The sequence below is a fragment of the Paenibacillus sp. J22FR83 genome, assembly GCF_059691955.1.
This window is the reverse complement of record NZ_JCAUAM010000002.1, coordinates 371,666-389,791: the sequence shown is the minus strand read 5'-3', so window position 1 is coordinate 389,791 and position 18,126 is coordinate 371,666. Positions and strand designations below refer to the sequence as shown.

Here is an 18,126-nt window from a genome sequence, read left to right as displayed (position 1 = left end):
ATGAGAGATATTCATGAGATGTCGCTGCAGGAGAAAATCGGACAGATGCTTCTTTGCGGTTTTGAAGGCACGGAACCGTCGGAGTCGCTGGAAGCACTCATTGCGGAACAACGCATTGGCGGTGTTATTTATTTTGCCCGGAATGTACAGAATACAGAGCAGATTGCTGAGTTATCCGGCAGTTTGCAGGCGATTGCGGAGCGTAATGGCACGTTGCCGCTATGGATTTCCATTGATCAAGAAGGTGGCATGGTAGCTCGGATTACCGAAGGCGTTGCTCTCATGCCTGGGTCGATGGCACTGGCTGCGGGAGATAGTGGTCCAGAGGGAGCGTACGAAGCGGCCTTTATTTCGGGTAAAGAGCTGCGCTCGCTTGGAATTAATCTGAACTTTGCACCGGATCTGGATGTGAACAACAACCCGGATAATCCGGTTATTGGTGTGCGGTCTTTCGGCGAGTCGCCGGAAAAAGTCGCACAATATGGTCGGGAGGCTGTACGAGGCTTCCAAGATGCGAACGTTGTTGCGACGGCGAAGCATTTTCCTGGTCATGGGGACACGAATACGGACTCGCATCTGGATTTACCGACAATTACCCATGCTGAAGAGCGGATTCGCGCGGTGGAGCTTGTGCCTTTCATAGAGGCAATTAAGGGCGGAGTCGATGCGATTATGTCTTCGCATATTTATTTCCCAGCTTTAGAGCCTAATAAGCTGCCGGTTACGCTCTCCAGGACTGTGCTAACAGGGCTGCTTAGAGAGGAGCTTGGCTATGACGGCGTCATCATGACCGATTGCATGGAGATGAACGCCATATCCGAGCACTATGGCACAGTTGCAGCTGCCGTCATGGCCGTTGAAGCAGGAGCTGATCTAGTGTTGATCAGCCATCGTCGTGATCTGCAGGTTGGTGCTATAGCTGCGATCGAGCAAGCAGTGCGCGAAGGGCGTGTTGCCGAAGCGCAAATCGATGCTTCGGTGCAGCGCTTGCTTGCGCTGAAAGCGCGGCGCGGGGTGATTGCGGAGCAGCCTCATCGCGAGGCTGCTCTTGAGGTGGGGACCGCGGCGCATTGCGCGGTTGCCGCGCGCCTCAGCGAGGCGAGCATCACGCTCGTCAAAGACGAGCAGATGCTGCTGCCGCTGCCGCGCGTGCGGACGCTCGCGGTCACCGTGGCCGCGGCCGTTTCGTCCGGCGTCGACGAAGCGTACGCCGGCGCTGCAAGCTTGGGCGCTGCGCTGGCCGAGCACGGCTTGGACGTGCTCGACCGCGTGCTCCCGCTTGCGCAGGTGAGCGAGCTCCGCGCAGCGGTGCTTGCGGAAGCCGCGACCGCGGAGCAGATCGTCATCGGGACGTATAACGCCCGATTCCATCCTGCGCAGGTCGCGTTGGTGCGCGAGCTGCAAGCGCTCGGCAAGCCGCTGGTCGTTGTCGCGCTGCGCGTGCCGTACGACCTGCTGGAGTTCCCGGACGTAGCGACGTTCATCGCGGCCTACGAGAGCCGACCGCTGGCGCTGCGCAGCACGGCGCGTGCCCTGCTCGGCATGGTGACACCGGAAGGCCGTTTGCCGGTGTCGCTTGGCGCGGACTATCCAGCGGGCTGGAGATGGACACGTGGGGATTGATTCCCTTTCGATTTTCATCAGAGACATGTGTATATAGTCCGATTTCTCCGACTTAAATCGAGGATTTCGCATATAGAAAGGCCAATAGTCCGATTTTGCCGAACTAATTAACCATTTTCCTTGCGTGAGCCTGGTTTTGGTTAATTTAGTTAGGTTTTTTAGGACTAATTTAGAATTTACAGTAGCGTTAAGTGGATTAGTTGGGCAATTCCTGACTAAATGGGCTAGTGGAGGTGCGTAGCCCAGGCTTTTCTGTTCCGTAAGTCGATTTTTTCGACTTACACCTCATCCAGAAGCTCTTCCCAATCCATTCCAAAGCAACACAATGAAGGGAGCTCAACCACCATGTCCAACTGGGATGTCGCTCAGATAAGCAACTTCATCGAACAAGAAATTGCCGCAGGGCATCTGCCTGGTGCGGTTCTTTATATCGCGCAGCGAGGTACGGAGATAATGAAGCAAGCATACGGGAACCGGGTTACGTATCCGGAGGCTGCCCCGATGAGCGTAGATACAGTTTTTGATCTGGCTTCGCTGACCAAAGTGGTGGCAACACTGCCAGCGGTGCTTCAATTGCTAGATCAAGGAAAGCTCTCTTTGGCTGATCCAATTGAAGTCTTTTTACCGCAATTTCGCTGCCTGCAAGAAGAACCCATTCGGATCGTGCATCTGCTTACACATTCGTCGGGTCTTAGGGCGGATATCCCTGGCATAAGGTCAATGATGCATCTATCCCGCGACGAGTTGGTGGAACTCATTTTAAATGAACAGCCACTACATCCTCCGGGAACAAAAGTCGCCTATAGTGACATCGGCATGATTGTACTCTACCTGATCATTGAAATCGTGACGGGTGAGGCGTTTGCTACCTATATCAAACGGGAGCTATTTGAACCGCTCGAGATGTCCGATACAGGGTTTTGTCCGAACTTCGAACCATCGCGCTATGCCGTTACCGAGTTCTCGGAACACCGCCAAGCCTACAAGTCAGGCCTTGTTCACGATGAAAAAGCGGAGCTCATGCAAGGCGTAAGCGGTCACGCAGGGTTATTCTCGACCGTGCACGATCTGGCAAATTTCGCTGAAATGATTCGGCGGAAAGGCGTCTTTAAGGGACGTCGACTTATTTCCAGCGCTGCTATCGAGCTGTCATTCCGCAACTTTACGCCGTACGCTCAAGAATTTCGTGGTCTCGGCTGGCTGCTGAGAAATCCAAACAGCTTCCAGTTTAGTGGTGACTATGCATCGGAACAAGCCTTCGGGCACACGGGTTTTACAGGGACGAGCCTATTGTTCGAGCCTGAGCGGGATCTGCAAGTCATTTTACTTACTAACCGGGTTCACTTTGGGCGAACGGACCACATCTTGCAGATGCGGCCAAGGCTGCACAATCTCATTCTCGCGCAATCCAATTAGTTTTGGTGAAAATAAAATAGAGCCTCCCAACCGGGAGGCTCCACGCTATTCCGCTGATGAGGCGGCTTCTTATTTCTTCGTTCTCTCAATGCCATCTGCGTAGATTGCATGATGATGTGTAGTGGATGCTTCATGGAGCACCATTCGTAATCATCAGCTCCCTGTAGAAATTTGTAATATTTTGTCGAATGACGTGGCAAGAGATTGTTGTTATGACCTAACTGATAAGAATGGGGATAGTAAACATGCTTCGCACACTATTGAATAAAACTTCTTTAACGATAGCGGGCCTCATGTCTGGGACCTCCTTGGACGGCATTGATGTAGCTATTGTCCACATCGCCGGCCGAGGTGCAGAGACGAGCATTAAGCTGCTTCACTTCGAGAGTCTGCCTTTCGATGAAGAAATGCGTGAAAAGCTAAAGCTATTATGCACGATTGAGCATTCCGATGTCGCCCAAGTGTGCGGGATGAATTTCGCCATAGCGGAGCGTTTCGCAGATGCAATACGCCAAACAGCCCAGGCAGCCAACATGAGCATGGATGAAATCGATCTGATTTCAACGCATGGGCAGACGATCTGGCACATTCCAGTAGCGGATGAAACGGACCGATTCCTTCCCAAATCAACGCTGCAAATTGGGGATCTATCCGTGATTGCCAAACGAACAGGCAAACCGGTTGTCGGCGATTTCAGGACGGCGGATATGGCCGTAGGTGGGCAAGGCGCGCCGCTTGTGCCTTATGGCGACGATCTGATGTTCAGAGATGTGAACAAAGGCCGCATCCTTCAAAACATCGGCGGAATTGGCAACTGTACAGCACTGCCGTCCGTTAAAGCGGATGGCGGAATGATTGCCTTTGATACCGGCCCAGGCAATATGGTGATGGATCAGGTTGTGTATGAGCTATCCGCAGGAAAGCTATCGTATGATGCCAATGGCGATTGGGCTGCGCAAGGTACAGTCCATAACGAATTGCTTGCGGACATGCTTGCGCATCCGTATTTCCAAGAGGCGCCTCCGAAGACGACAGGCCGCGAAATGTTCGGCAAAGCTTATGCGTCGGCATGGTTGGCAAAGGCGCTATCGCAGGGGGTATCGCACGCGGACATCGTGGCAACGGCGACTGCCTTTACCGCACATACGATTGCTCGCGGATATCAGGAATATATTTTGCCTCACAGCGACATTGCGGAAGTGATTGTGAGTGGGGGTGGTGCGCATAATCGCACACTGCTGCGTATGCTTGGAGAACTGCTGCCAGCGCAGACCATTCTCACGTCGGATGAATTGGGCATTTCCTGTGATGCGAAGGAAGCGATATTGTTTGCCCTGCTCGGCAATGCATTCATTCAAGGAGAACCTAACAATGTACCTGCGGCGACAGGAGCAGAAAGACCCACGATCCTAGGGAAATTAGCTTTGCCATAGCTGCTATTTGCACCTGGAATTATTTGAGTAGACACATGCCTCTCTACCTCTAAACTAAGTCGCACATCATGGGATGGCCGCCTCGATTAGAGGTTTTCTCATTTTGGTTAGGAGAAATGCCTACTTTTTTGTTACAATATTCCTAACTTACTAGAGTTGTAAAGGAGAGATGTATGCATGCCGCCTATTCTCAAGAGTATTCTTAAGCTAATCCTTGTCATCGTCATCATTATTATGGGGTTCCAAGTTAATTGGATCGTTGGGGTAGCTGCGATCTTAGCTATTCTTGGGTATTTCGTTTACGTAAACCGATCAGCTATGTACGCGCAAAGAGGCAATCTAGCTTATATGAGAGGTGATCGTGAGCAAGCGTTGATTTGGATGGAGAAGGCGTATGACTCCAAGGCCTTTCTGCCGAAACATCAGATTGGCTATGGTTATCTGTTAATGAAGACTGGTGATCTTGCCAAGGCTGAGCAAATGTTCGAAGAGGTCCTACAATCAGCGAAAGCTTCTGATATCCGTATACAAGCGAAACTCAATGTGGCAACCGTGTATTGGCTGAAAGGTAAGCGGGATGAAGCTTTGAGCATCTTGGAGGAGCTTGCAAACGAAGTCAAGAACACGTTGGTCTATGGGAATTATGGGTATTTTCGAATCCTACAGGGAGACTTGGATGAGGCACTTACCTATAATCTTGAGGCATACGCCTACAATGATAACGATATCACCATTATGGATAACTTAGCGCAAAACTATTATATGCTCGGTCGCCTGGATGAAGCCGCTGAGATGTATACGAAAGTTGTAGCCAAAACGCCTAAACATGCAGAGTCGTATTACTTCTATGCGCGAACGCTTCAGCAACTTGGGCAAACCCAAGCGGCTCGGGAGCAGATAGAAACGGCTTTAGGCAAAGACCTTGCCCTCGTTACGCCTTTGACGAAAGAGGACATTGCCTTATTTGCAAGTGATTTAGGTGATGGCGGGGTTGAGCATAAGGATAGTGAGTAGGCCGAAGTGTAAAAAAGAGCCCGTTCGAGTGATGAAACTCGAATGGGCTTCTTTTGGTTGGAGCTGAATGCTGAGGTACGCTGCCGTAGGCCAACTCGTTTATTTTAACCAGATATCAATTCATCGAAATGTGATGGGACCTTGGTGTAGCAGCGTTCACTAACTTATTCGTCCAGATGCAATAACCCATACCGACATATGACAGTCCCCAGAACAAAGCAAAATATTTGTTATCAGCAATAGGCAGGAACATAGACAGAATCATAATCAGCATAAGTGCGGGAACCCAGCGAGGGAAAACTTTTGCCAAGAAAGTCAGAATCATGAAGATCAGGGTACCACCGAGGAAACCAATCGTCCCGAACATTTGTGAAATATTAAACAGTAACCCTTCCGGTTTGTCCGCGACTGCGCCGCCGGTAGCAAACTGCGACCACAGCATCGATGTTGTCAAAATATTTCCAATGATGATAGCCAAGATGGTGATAAATCCGGTGACACCTGTTTCGCGGGACTGTACTTGATAAAAAGCGATGGATCCAACAGACATTAGAATGCAAGCGATTAATCCTGTCGTTAATTCTTGTGTGCTATCCGTTCCCCAAATGAGTGAGGCGGGGGTCATCCCCATTCTTGCAATTCCTGCCCAAATACAAATCATACCCAGCCATTTAACTACGCTTTGCTCCGTCATTGTCATTCATCCTCCAATTGAGTTATGTGTGTTGCTCTTGCTTTTAGATTACTGGAAGGGAAATCACGGAGAACAGAGCAGCGCGTTCCTAGTTTTCGGGAATGTTTTCGGGAACAATTTAGGAATTGACGAGCCAAGTCGGGAAATTGTTCCACATCCATATTCAGCTATCGACCCAGCAAGCTATAATACTTAGAGGTAAACATTCATGCAGGAAGAATGGCGGTGTGTGAGAAGTGTTACATCTGAGCAAAACAGGTGCTCCAGAAGCTGTTTACAAGCGGCAAGTGTTGTGGTCGATGCGGATTGCTCAGTTCATAGTACTCAGCTTCAGTCTTCTGACAGCTGCATTATATGTAAGTTTAATTCCACAGTACTACAAGATGCTTGTTGGAAAATGTATGCTATACGGCTGTGGTAATCTCGTTCCAGCCATGCCTTTGCCGGTAAATGGATTCACCTTAGAACAACTTGGGCTATTATTCGTGTTTATTGATGTTGTGTTTACATTCGTTTTTTATATGACATCGGCAATTGTGCTTTGGAAAGGATTCCAGGAACCAATGGGGTTGGTGGCAGTCGTCGCGATGGTCGCTTTCGGCTCGACATTCCCATCGTTAGTGATGACAGCATCGGAAGGAACTGTGTTTGCACAGCACTGGTTCTTAGGCGTCTCCATGCTAAGTTGGGTTTCCTTGTCCTTGTTTCTCTTACTGTTTCCGAATGGTAAGTTTGTGCCAAGTTGGTCACGTTACGTTTTTGTACTCATCGTAATCGTGGACGTGATGACCCTCGTGTATGAAGGGCAGATGTGGGAAAGGTTTCACATTCCAGCCTTGTTTCAGTTTCTCTGGTATGGCTTATCCACGATGATTTTGATCTATGCCCAAGTGTATCGCTTCCGATACAAGGCAAGGGCTGCCGAACGGCAACAAACCAAGTGGGTCGTGTATGGGGCTTCCATTGCTATTGTTGGATTCATCGGCATGAGTGCGTTGTTTGACCCTAGTCTTAATAATGGAACAGCGCTGACTTATGTGTATTTGAACGCAGTTTTGAATGCTTCCCTGACAGCGATTCCCATTACATTAATGTTCGCCGTGCTGAGACAAAGGCTGTGGAACATTGATCCGTTGGTCAAACGAACGCTCGTTTATGGATCTTTGTCAGTATGTATTCTGCTTATTTATACAGTGACCGTTCTATATTTAAGCCGTGTCTTTCAATCTCAGGATCATTATGTCGCTTCGTTGCTGGCAACTGCGATTGTGGCGGTAGCTTTCGCTCCTCTGAAACAATGGTTGCAGCGACAAATCAATCGGTTAATGAAAGGCCGCCACGACGATCCATATGCGGTTCTACTTGAATTAGGCAATCAGTTGATTCAACCTCAGAATCCTGATGCCATGCTGAATGCTGTTGTACAAACCGTGAAGGATGCGCTGCGTATTCCCTATACGGCTATCTATACAGGTATCGGCGGGCAGACAACATTAGTTGCTTCTGCGGGAAGCCTTCTTAATGAGGAACATGTTCTGCCGATTATTCATCGCGGGATCGAACTCGGAACCTTGCATATTACCAGTCGATCCCCAGGGGAAGTATTCACGGCGGAAGATAATAAATTTCTAGATGTTCTTCTCAGGCAAGCGGGACCTATTGTGGAGAATTGGCATATGACGCAGGGGATGAAGCTGCTCGCACAGGATCTGCAAGAGTCCAGAGAAAAGCTAGTGCTAGCGAGGGAAGAAGAGCGTCTATACATTCGAAATAATTTGCACGATGATTTGGCGCCTAGGTTAGCTGCGCTTGCGCTCAATGCAGCGACAGCTCAGATTTATGTTGAGAAACAGCCAGAAGTAGCGATTGAAATGCTAGCGGACTTGCGTAAAGTCATCCGCTCTACAGTGGATGAAATTCGTACGCTGGTCCATGACCTGCGTCCTCCAACATTGGATGAACTGGGGTTAATCGGAGCTATACAGGAACGGATTACGCTCCTATCCAAACCTGCGGCGTTGCTTGCAGGAGAGAAAGGTGCTGAGGTGCTGGATATTAGGCTACATGCAAGGGGTGCCCTGCCTACGCTTCCAGCAGCTGTTGAAGTAGCCGTATATCGAATTGTTACGGAAGCTCTAGTGAATGTCGTGAAACATACCAAAGCAACTACCTGTACAGTCAGGCTGGAAGTCTCTGAAACTGGCCAGCTTCAGGTCGAGATTAGGGATAATGGTGCGCACGTTGATCCTGTTTCGGTTAACCCATTTGCTGGGGGAAAAGGAGGGATTGGGCTGGCTTCCATGCGGGAAAGGGCTGCTGAATTAGGGGGTCACTGTACCATTGATCGGCCTGCGGGTGGTGGTACTCGGGTATGGGTAGTCATCCCTCTGTCTTAAACGTACATAAATCGCTGTAGAGGAGAAGTCCAGATGATGAGAATAATGATTGCAGATGATCATCCCATATTTCGAAGCGGTGTTCGGAATTTGCTACAAACCACAGAGGACTTAATCGTCGTAGGAGAAGCGGCTTCTGGAGATGAAGTAATGGGGCTTGTGGAACAATGCCAGCCTGATTTGATATTAATGGACATTCGCATGCCAGGGCTCAACGGGATTGAAGCAACGCGGTTAGTCAAAGAGAAATATCCGCACATCCATGTGCTGATTCTCACCATGTTTCGCGACGACCAATCCGTCTTTACGGCGATGCGCGTCGGAGCCAAGGGCTATGTACTCAAAGACGCTGACGAAATCGAATTGCTTCAGGCAGTTCGCATGGTCGGCAATGGAGGTGCCGTATTCAGCTCAGATATTGCGGCACGCATGATGCATTTCTTCTCCGAACCAAGAACGCGCAATCCTTCGGAACACCCTTCCTTATCGGAGCTGTCCAAACGTGAGATGGAGATTTTGGAGCGCATAGCGGAGGGGCATACCAATGCCCAGATCGGTGCACATCTATCCATCAGCGCCAAAACCGTTGCCAACTACGTTTCGATGATCCTAAATAAGCTGCAGGTGGAAGATCGCAATGAAGCCAGCCGAATCCTGCAAGAATTTCGGGAAGGTTAGGCAACACCTAGCCCCGTTAAATATGAAGTGAGTTAACAACTCTACAGTGCTCCACAGGCAGGCAAATAGATGGATTTTATACAGGTAAATCTCAAGATTTGCCCATCAAATACGCAATAGATGGAAAACCTACAGCTAATTGGTATACTGTTGGCCAATATGGACGAAAAAAGCTAGATTTATCTACATATTTTACAGTTAAATCGAGTTTTCGAAGGGATTCCTCTTAAATAACTGTATATTTTCCAGTTAGTGGATAGGGTGGTCTGTAATCAGCATAGAAGTTGGGGCAGGTATTGAAAAATTGTCCAAAAAAAAGTAATACGCCCTAAAAGGACGTATTACATTGTGATTATTTCGTTGAGCTCACCTGTAGAAGGTGAGCTTCTTTGGTTCTATTGAAATGGGTGAGAGTGAAGAGGAAATCATCCTTAAAGTAACTATTTTTGTATGCGCCAGCACCTGCGCCAACTTCCAGTTCCATAACACTGTAGCCAGCGTCGTTCGGCTCATTCAGCTTCTTGAACGTCTCCAAGCCAGGCTGGAGCAACGCCAACGGCTTCGAACCCCAAATGCTAAGCGATGTGACCACCGCTTCCTTCGGGTTCGTCTTCGACGGCTCTACCAGCAGCGACATCTGGTAGGCCGGGTAGCTCAGCAGCAGCTTCACGCCTGCTGCCGGAGCAGCCCCCGCGCCTGCCGCGTCGGCAGCAGGCGCAACATCTGCGGCGTCTGCGACCGCCGCCTCCTGGCCCGCGAGCATGACGCTGTCATCCTGCAGCGTCACTTCCGCCGGTTTGCCCAGCAAGTCTTCGACTTTCTTGCTGGACAAACCGATGAAGCCCTGCAGGCTGACGGCGCCGCCTGCCCAGAAGCTACGCAGCAGCGGAGCGCCGTCTGCGTCAAACAACGTGCCAAGGCCCTCGTAGACGCTGGCCTTGAAATCCCCTTTGTAGACGAGTTTGCCCAACTCGTCATACGCTTCCCCGGCGCCGGTCAGGGCGCCGTTCTGGAACGCGCCTTTGAGGCGCGGTACACCTTTTTCATCAAAGGAGGTGCCCTCGCCATTATATAAACCTACAAGAAATTGGCCTTTATACTTCATCATGCCGCTTGGGTAGAATTCTGTGCCTTCGCCGGAGTAGCTGCCATTTTTGAAGCCGCCCTCGTATAAGAGAATGCCCTTCGCATCAAAAAGCTTACCAGCCCCATTATATAAACTTGCGGAGAATTCTCCCTCATATTGGGTAATGCCTCCGGAGGAGAAGAGCTTGCCCGCGCCATTATACATGCCGCCATTGAAGGCTCCTTCGTAGAGCAGGTCACCACTGGGTACGAATAACTTGCCAGCCCCACCGAATTTACCATTTTGAAATTCACCGGTGTAGATAATTCTCTGCTTCTCATCATACAGGGCGCCAGCGCCATTGTAGATATCAGCTGTGAAAGCACCTTTATAGATCAAATGTCCTAGATCATCATACAGTGAGCCGTTCCCATTCTTGAGACCTTTCTCATACTCGCCCTCGTACGCAAGGACACCGTTGTCATGGTAGAGCTTACCTTTGCCAGAATAGAGACCATCTACCAAGTCGCCGACATAGCGGGCATCTTTTTTATCTTTTTTGGGATCAGCAACAACTTTCCCATTGCCTGAAAAGGTGCCCAGTTTAGGTGAATTTTCTTGAAGGATGGGAACACGGTTAAGCCATTTGTTTACGATTGCAGGCGGACGTATGAAGATGAAGTAAGCGAGAACGAGCAGGAATAACAAGATGAAGATGAGCAGTCTCTTGGAGAAGTAGTAGGAGCCGATCAAAACGTAGTTTTTCAAAGAGGATTCACGCGTTTGCAACATGACTCGCATCATTTGCTGAAATTTAATAATCGCTAGCTTAGGCAGCCTTCCTACGGTCAGGATGGCTTTCATAATATGTCCGATGAAAGGTGCTACGATAGGCTTTAGCACTTTCTCAATCGTTTTAATCGGCTCCAATGCTCTCACTCCTTATTTCAATCATAAAAAGAATTTATGGGACCTGAATCGTCATCTGACCAGGCTGCTGAACAGAAATAACACCGCCCCAGTTACACATGCATTTGGAGCTATTGTTAAGCGCGGGCATATTCGCGACAAGTACAGTCGGTGCTCCGGGTACCCAAGGGGCCGCTGTAACGGGGATGCAGGGCATGGGTGTCAACACACCAAATGCCGCGGCTGTTGCCGCTGCAACCATCGGATTGGATGGGGAGTTACACATACCAAACGGCAGTATATTCACCATAGGTTTATTATCCATAATGTTGGCAATAGGCATCGCGGTCATGACCATATTTGCAGGAAGCACCATTAACGAGCTAGGTGCAGCTCCGAACGTGCATTGCAGCATCGCGCCGCCGCATACGATATTCCCCATGCTTCAAGCCCCCTTAAAATTATTTCCCGTGCAATATTTCGGCAAAATATGCATTCATCTTTCTTTTATACTACTAGAAAAGGTTATATGCGGCAATCTAATCCTATATTCGCTAGATTTCGCTATTTTTCTCCAAAGAATGGATGCGTGAGTGGTAGAGATATTGTACTATAAAGAGAGAGAGTTACGTGAGCGGAGGGGTTTGTTCTGAATGGTTTGAAAATGGTGAAAATAGGGCTTGTAGGCATCCTTGCGACATCCTCGATCTTGATAGCAAGTACTCAGGTAGAAGCTGCTGGGGTGAAGGCTTTGACCCTGGGAGATGCGATCAAACAAGGGCTTCAGAAGAATACGCAGCTGCGCGATGCCAGAACGGATGTCTTGAAGAAAAGAATCGAGCTGGAACAAGCGCAGCACACGGTTAACAATGAGGCAGCCAAAGCTGCTGGTTTATTCGCTAGGCCTCGTAATTTAAGCCAAGATATCGGTACTCGAATGAAGGTGCCAGATGCCAGGTCTCAATTGTATATGGCTCAGGAAACTTTGCGGCAGCAGGGAGATTCAGCTCGATATGAGATCGAGAAAAGTTATTTAACGGCGTATCAAGATGCGGTGGCTGAGGAGCATTCTCGCATGAAAGTGGAAGAAGCGAAGGCGTCTGTCGATACCGTATTGAAGAAACGGAAATTCGGTCTTGCCGATGCGGCTGAAGTGGACAAAGCGGACAAAGCGCTGGAGAAGGCGAACTCGGACTATAAACAAGCGCAATTGACGGCAAAGTCTAGTCGTTTGGCACTAGGGAAATTACTGGGGCTCGATCTGGAAAATAAAGTAGAGCTTTCGTTTCAGCCGGATTACGCGGATTTGAATGAGAAAATGCTTCCTACCTTCCTATCGATGGGGCAGAAGACAACATTAAGCCTGTTAAGAGATACGGAGGCTCGTCGTTTGGCGGATGAGAAGCTGAACACGACCCGTGATTTATATAGCGGTAAATTCGGCCCAGCCCGCATGAGGGTGATGGATGGTTTATTTAAAGAGCAAGAAATCGATATGGAGCTCTTCCAGGCAAGCTATGACGAGACACTGGGGCGGGTGAAGGAGGATTGGCAGGGATTTTTTATGCTGCTCGGGTTCATTCCGATTCCGAAATCGTTGTTGCAAGGCGAGTATGATGGACTGCGCTATTTGGATGACTTGACGAATGCCCTACCACTTGCAACCATGGAGCAGAATAAGGCGCAGCTGCAGGAAAAAGAAAGCCGAAATGCTGTCATTGCAGCTGTGCGGCAATCTTTCTTGGAGGCGAAGGGAGCGGAAGAAGCTTACGCGCAAGCCTTGCGTGATAGGGATGGCGAGGTATCCAATCTATCGAAGGCGAACCAAAAGGTGAAGCTGAGCTTGATGAAATCAGAGGAGCTTCAGCCTTATAAAGATGCGGTTGATCAGGCAGATCAACAAATTGTGTCTGCACAAATTGCCTACAAAATGGCCCTAGGCAAGCTCGATCAAGGAACAGGCGGAGCTGTGAATCGTACGCTTCGCGAAGGGATTCTGCCGTATCGCAATCTTGATGATGGCTTGACGCCGATGACACCGCAGAAACCGAAAGCGCCCTTGGGTACTTGGAAGGTGAAACCCGCAGTTGGACAGTTGCTCAGCGATTTCAGTATAAATGTAAGCAAGAAGCTGGGTGCAACGGACTACGCCGTATTTACACAAGACGGTAAACGCATTGGGAAGCGTACGAAGATCACGAAGTCAGTACGGAACTTAACGCTAAAATTTAGTCAAATAGACCAACTGAAGGTCGTGCTTTATAACAAAGGTAAAGTCATTCAGACGCTGCCGCTGGATGGAAAAGGGAGTACGGGACAGCTTATTGGAGCTACCGCTGCGGACGGCGCGACTTCGGGAGACGCGGGCGGTGGTGCTGGTCCTAATGGTACAGATGGCAGTGCTGGTACGGACGGACAGGCAGGAAGTGATGGCAATACAGGTACCGGCGGCACCAATGGTGCTGGAGCTGGTAGTGGCTCATCGAATGGGCAGGCAAGCACTGGGAACGGTGACGGAAACGGGACAGATGACGACGCCGAGAATGCAGGACAGGGTGAGAATGCTGGCGGTGAGGACGAAGGTCTAGGAACGATCATTATCGGATCGTACAAAGTGAAGCTAGAAGCGTTGACGCCGGAGGCTTTGAATGCGGCAACTGCTACAATGGCGTCATCGGGACAAGGGATGGTGTATCAATCGGATGCGCAAGGAGCTCCTTGGATCGGTATGGAGGATATCTTAGATCCTAGCGCATTAACCGACCCGCCAAGCTCAGCTGTTCTTTCTCTGAAAGCCGTTGATGCGATCAAGTTGACCGTTGAAATCAAGGAACCGGGCACGATTGCTTCCCTTGAGACGCCTGAGCAGCTTCAAGGCAAGATAGATACGCTGAAACAAGACATAGAGAAACTGGAAGCTGCCAAAACTACCGCAGTTGCGGCTATGAAGCTCAGCGAGATCGCAGATCTCGCCGTGCAGATCAAGGACGCACAAGCCCAGCTCGGCATGATGGAGGCGCTGCTCAAGGGCGATACCAAAGCCGCGCTCGCACAGATGGCGCTCGTGAACAACCCGGACGCGCTGATCGCAGCGCTGTCCGACGAAGCATCGCCGGCTGAACCTGGCGATGGGTCAACGGGCAGTGGCGGCGACGGTACGCCCGCCGCCAACGGCCAGGCCAGCGAAGACCAGCTGGCCGCCCAAGCGGAGCTCCAGCAGCAGAAGCTGGAGCAAGCCCTCGCCGCCGGCGAGCGAGAAGCCGCTGCAGCCATGCTGCAACAGCTTCTCGCGACGCAGGCGCAGCTCGCGGATGCGCAGAGTGGCGCATCTGAGGGTCTGGCTTCGCTCGAAGCAGCGAAGGGGAAACTGCAGGCTGCGCTGAGCGCAGCGCAGGCGCAGAAGGACACGGAGCGGGTGGCGACGCTGACCCGCTCGATCGAGGCCGTCGACGCAGCGAAGCTGTCGACGCAGAAGGCCGCGCTGTTCGCGAAGCTGGACGCGGTACAGGCTTTGCTGGCGGAATTGCCAGCGGGTGGGGCTATACAAGCGCTGCTGGAACAGCAGGTGGAGAAGCTGCTAGGCGATCTGCAGCTCCAGGAGAAGGCGAAGTACGCGCCGGAGGAACAGCAGGAACTTGCAGCAGTGGCAGAAAGTCTGGCGAGTATTTCATCGATCCCAGCTGCGGCTGGTTCTGCTAATTCGGATGAGGTTCCTGTCACCATTCAACCGCTTTCGGCAGAAAACGTGCTTTCTTCCAATATTTCTATCAAATTTGCCGCTCCGCCTGTTATAATAAATGGACAAGCCTATTTACCTATTAGATCCGTCTCCGAATCGTTTGGAGCGGCGGTAGATTGGGACCCGGAGAGCTTCACAGTCACGGTGAGTACGGAGTATACAACGATTACAAGCTCTATTAATCAAGTCACTGCTTACATAGATGGACAGCCTATTGAGATAGATGGACCATCCTTGCTGCTAGATGGTAGGACCTATGTGCCATTAAGATTCATATCCGAGTCCTTAGGCCTAGGTGTCGACTGGAACGCAGCTATGCAAATCATTCAGATTACAAATTAAGAGGAGATACAAGCGATGAAGAAATCGATTGCGGCATTGCTGCTCGTCTTGCTGCTACTGGGTGCTGCAGGTACTTACCTGAGCACACACCAAGAAAGCATCCAGCTGTGGCCATGGAAGAAGAGCATGCCTTTCGACGGATTATCGAAGGCCATCTCAGACTCGCAGAATAACTTATTCGTCATTGATAATGCCAAGAAAACAATACATAAACTGGATGCCCAAGGTATTCTTCAATTCTCCATTACGAGTGAAACGGGGAAGAATGGTGAAGTCTATCGCTTTAACGATATGGCGGTCGATGATCAGGGCTATCTGTATACGATTCGTACATTACTAGATCCCTATGGAATTGCTGTCAAATCGGAACAAATTGTTCGGTATAAGCCGAGTGGTGAATTTGATCGCAGTCTTTTCACGCAGGAATATGGTGACGCTCAGTTTAAGAGATACCGGCTCGGCTCCTTGCGCAATGTGCAAGTGCATGAGGGTATGGTGTACTTTTTCAATGATGAAGTGAAGAAGTTATCCTTATACGAAACACCAGTTGGCAACAGTACAACTGCTGATCCTACGCTCAAATATACGATTACCCTTCCAGAGAACAAATACGTTTCGGAAGCAGACGGATTTAAGCCAGGTGAAATTTATTATTCCACGCGAAGCGGTGAAATTTATCGTGTTTGGAGTGATGGGCGGTCTGAGCTAGTCTATCCGCTGCCTGGCATCGATCGCACACGACGCAATTTCCCAGAGAGCTTCCACTTGGACCATGAGGGACGGTTAATTTTCATAGATTTTAACTCGCATATGATTACAAGACTGGATCCGAAACAACCTTATCTATTAGAGGGGCTTGTTAACGACGAGAAGGCCAAAGCGAGCGGTGTGGAGCTGGCTTTTGACGCGACTACGAGCAGTATTGGTCCCGATGGCAGCCTGATTATCGTCGAGTCCGCTCAAATTAATCGCCGACTTCCCGATGGTACGATTACGCCTTCCTTAATTGAAGCGAAATTTAGTCGATCTGATCAAAATCATGCAATTTTCGTATGGGCACTTGCCGTAGTTTTCATTTTACTGGTGCTGTACGCGATTAGAATTGTGTTTGTTCACCTATTCAAGAGGCGCTTGCCGCTCATGATGAAACAAGTTTTCATTCTTATACCGGTCGTTACTGTCGCTATGATTCTTCTCTCAACGGTCATTTACAATAGTTTCTCTAAGAAAATGGAAGAAGAGACGTTTAGCGAGCTGATTTTATTGGCCAAAAACGGGCAAAACCTTGTGGATGGCGACAAATTGGAAAGCCTCACATCTCCATTGGATTACAGAGGTACGACGTATCAAACATTCCGCAAGAAGATTCAATCTGTCTTCGAGAATAATGCATCTGATGATAATCAAGGCTTTTACAAGGCTGTCTATAAATATGAAGATGGCGTCATCTATCGGATTCTGGAAGACGATGATGGCATGCATATGTTTAATCCATTCCAACAAACGCCTGAGAACCAACAGGTAGTATTGGAAGGCAAACCAGCAACAGGTCAATGGGAGGATTTCTCAGGAGAATGGCGCTATGCAATTGCACCTATTTTTAATTCAGCGGGTAAAATTGTCGGTGTTTTCGAAACGAGTAAAAATCTAGATGGCTTGCTCAAGCACCGCCAATCGGTCTTAAACTCCATTATTCGCAATATTGCCTTTATCTCTGTAGGCTTACTGCTTGTGCTAGTACTGATGACATATGTTCTTCTCTCTTCGATTCGGAAGCTTCGCAACAGCGTAGGCGAAATTGCCAAAGGGAATTGGGATACCGAAGTGAAAATCAATACACGGGATGAAGTGTCAGACCTTGGCGACAGTGTTAATATCATGGCTGCGCGTATTCGGGACTATATCACGAAGGTGGAGAATTTCAGTCAAGCGTATTATCGCTTCGTACCACAACAGTTTCTGCGTTTCCTGAACAAAGAGAGCATTCTGGATGTCGAGCTTGGGGATCAAGTGGAACAGCACATGTCTATTCTGATTTTTAACATTCGCGGTTTCTACCAAATATCCAAAAGGCTGACACCAGAAGAAAATTTCAACTTCGTCAATTCGTTCCTCAAACGATTCGGTCCGTATGTGCGCAAGCATGAAGGACTAATGAATAAGTATTTGGGCGCAGGCTTCATGGCCTTATTCCCGAATCAGACAGATAAAGCGTTGTTCGCTTGTGTGGAGATGCGGAAGGAGCTAGATATCTATAACTCGCATAGATTGAGTGTAGGTTACTCGCCGCTTGATTTCGGAATCGGTCTACATAAAGGCCCTCTTCGCCTGGGAATCATCGGGGAGGAGCAGCGATTAGAAGGAAATGTGATCTCTGACGGAGTGAACTTAGCAACGATGCTGGAGAAGATGACAGAGCCGCTAGGATCATCCATTCTGATCACGGATTCCGTGGTTGAGACTTTGCAAAGACCCAAAGATTTCCTCTATCGCGATCTTGGTTTGATCCAAGTGGACGGCGTGAAGGAACCTCTTCACTTGTTCGATGTGTATCAAGGTGATGCAGATACGATTCGTGCTCTGAAAGAGAAGACGAAAGTCCTGTTCGAGCAGGCGGTCACTTACTATCAGGTGGGACGGTTCTATGATGCACGCGAAGCGTTCTTGATGGTTATTAAACAGAATCGCCAAGATAAAGCCGCGCAATTATATTTCTATATGTGTGATGAGTACTTCCAAAAAGGCACAACCGGTGAATGGAATGGTACACTTTCCGTATCTTAAGACAACAAGCATACGAAGTTAGTTTTCTAACG

At 49.3% G+C, this 18,126-nt stretch carries 11 protein-coding genes; 8 read left to right on the top strand and 3 right to left on the bottom strand.

Annotated features, from left to right (window positions below):
- From nagZ to AC58PV_RS05200, 4 genes are all read left to right on the top strand, one after another.
- Nucleotides 1-1,623, top strand: a complete 1,623-nt coding sequence (nagZ, locus tag AC58PV_RS05215; protein ID WP_497431208.1) for a beta-N-acetylhexosaminidase — start codon at nucleotides 1-3, stop codon at nucleotides 1,621-1,623.
- 345 nt (nucleotides 1,624-1,968) lie between these two features.
- Entirely contained in the window at nucleotides 1,969-3,039 is a 1,071-nt protein-coding gene (locus AC58PV_RS05210) for a serine hydrolase domain-containing protein (protein WP_497431207.1), read from the top strand.
- A 245-nt stretch (nucleotides 3,040-3,284) separates the two neighbouring features.
- Entirely contained in the window at nucleotides 3,285-4,472 is a 1,188-nt protein-coding gene (locus AC58PV_RS05205) for an anhydro-N-acetylmuramic acid kinase (RefSeq protein ID WP_497431206.1), read from the top strand.
- 177 nt (nucleotides 4,473-4,649) lie between these two features.
- Nucleotides 4,650-5,486: a tetratricopeptide repeat protein gene (locus AC58PV_RS05200; protein WP_497431205.1), complete on the top strand. Its 837-nt coding sequence runs from the start codon at nucleotides 4,650-4,652 to the stop codon at nucleotides 5,484-5,486.
- A 115-nt stretch (nucleotides 5,487-5,601) separates the two neighbouring features.
- Here AC58PV_RS05200 and AC58PV_RS05195 read toward each other — a convergent pair whose 3' ends face one another.
- Entirely contained in the window at nucleotides 5,602-6,180 is a 579-nt protein-coding gene (locus AC58PV_RS05195; RefSeq protein ID WP_497431204.1) for a hypothetical protein, read from the bottom strand.
- 236 nt (nucleotides 6,181-6,416) lie between these two features.
- On the opposite strand from AC58PV_RS05195, the gene AC58PV_RS05190 reads away from it, so the two are divergent.
- A complete protein-coding gene (locus AC58PV_RS05190) occupies nucleotides 6,417-8,576 on the top strand; it encodes a GAF domain-containing sensor histidine kinase (RefSeq protein WP_497431203.1) in 2,160 nt (719 codons plus the stop codon).
- A 33-nt stretch (nucleotides 8,577-8,609) separates the two neighbouring features.
- Complete coding sequence (locus AC58PV_RS05185) at nucleotides 8,610-9,254, top strand: response regulator (protein WP_497431202.1); 645 nt, start codon at nucleotides 8,610-8,612, stop codon at nucleotides 9,252-9,254.
- A 352-nt stretch (nucleotides 9,255-9,606) separates the two neighbouring features.
- Here the strand turns inward: AC58PV_RS05185 and AC58PV_RS05180 are convergent, their stop codons facing one another.
- Together AC58PV_RS05180 and AC58PV_RS05175 are read right to left on the bottom strand one after the other, a co-directional pair.
- Nucleotides 9,607-11,250, bottom strand: a complete 1,644-nt coding sequence (locus AC58PV_RS05180) for a hypothetical protein (protein WP_497431201.1) — start codon at nucleotides 11,248-11,250, stop codon at nucleotides 9,607-9,609.
- A 34-nt stretch (nucleotides 11,251-11,284) separates the two neighbouring features.
- Nucleotides 11,285-11,671, bottom strand: coding sequence for a DUF4280 domain-containing protein (locus AC58PV_RS05175; RefSeq protein ID WP_436240786.1), 387 nt, complete (start codon nucleotides 11,669-11,671; stop codon nucleotides 11,285-11,287).
- Between the two features lie 222 nt (nucleotides 11,672-11,893).
- Here AC58PV_RS05175 and AC58PV_RS05170 point away from each other — a divergent pair, with 222 nt between their 5' ends.
- Both AC58PV_RS05170 and AC58PV_RS05165 read left to right on the top strand, forming a co-directional pair.
- Complete coding sequence (locus tag AC58PV_RS05170) at nucleotides 11,894-15,310, top strand: stalk domain-containing protein (protein WP_497431385.1); 3,417 nt, start codon at nucleotides 11,894-11,896, stop codon at nucleotides 15,308-15,310.
- A 15-nt stretch (nucleotides 15,311-15,325) separates the two neighbouring features.
- Nucleotides 15,326-18,094: an adenylate/guanylate cyclase domain-containing protein gene (locus AC58PV_RS05165; RefSeq protein ID WP_497431200.1), complete on the top strand. Its 2,769-nt coding sequence runs from the start codon at nucleotides 15,326-15,328 to the stop codon at nucleotides 18,092-18,094.
- The last annotated feature ends 32 nt before the right edge of the window (nucleotides 18,095-18,126 follow it).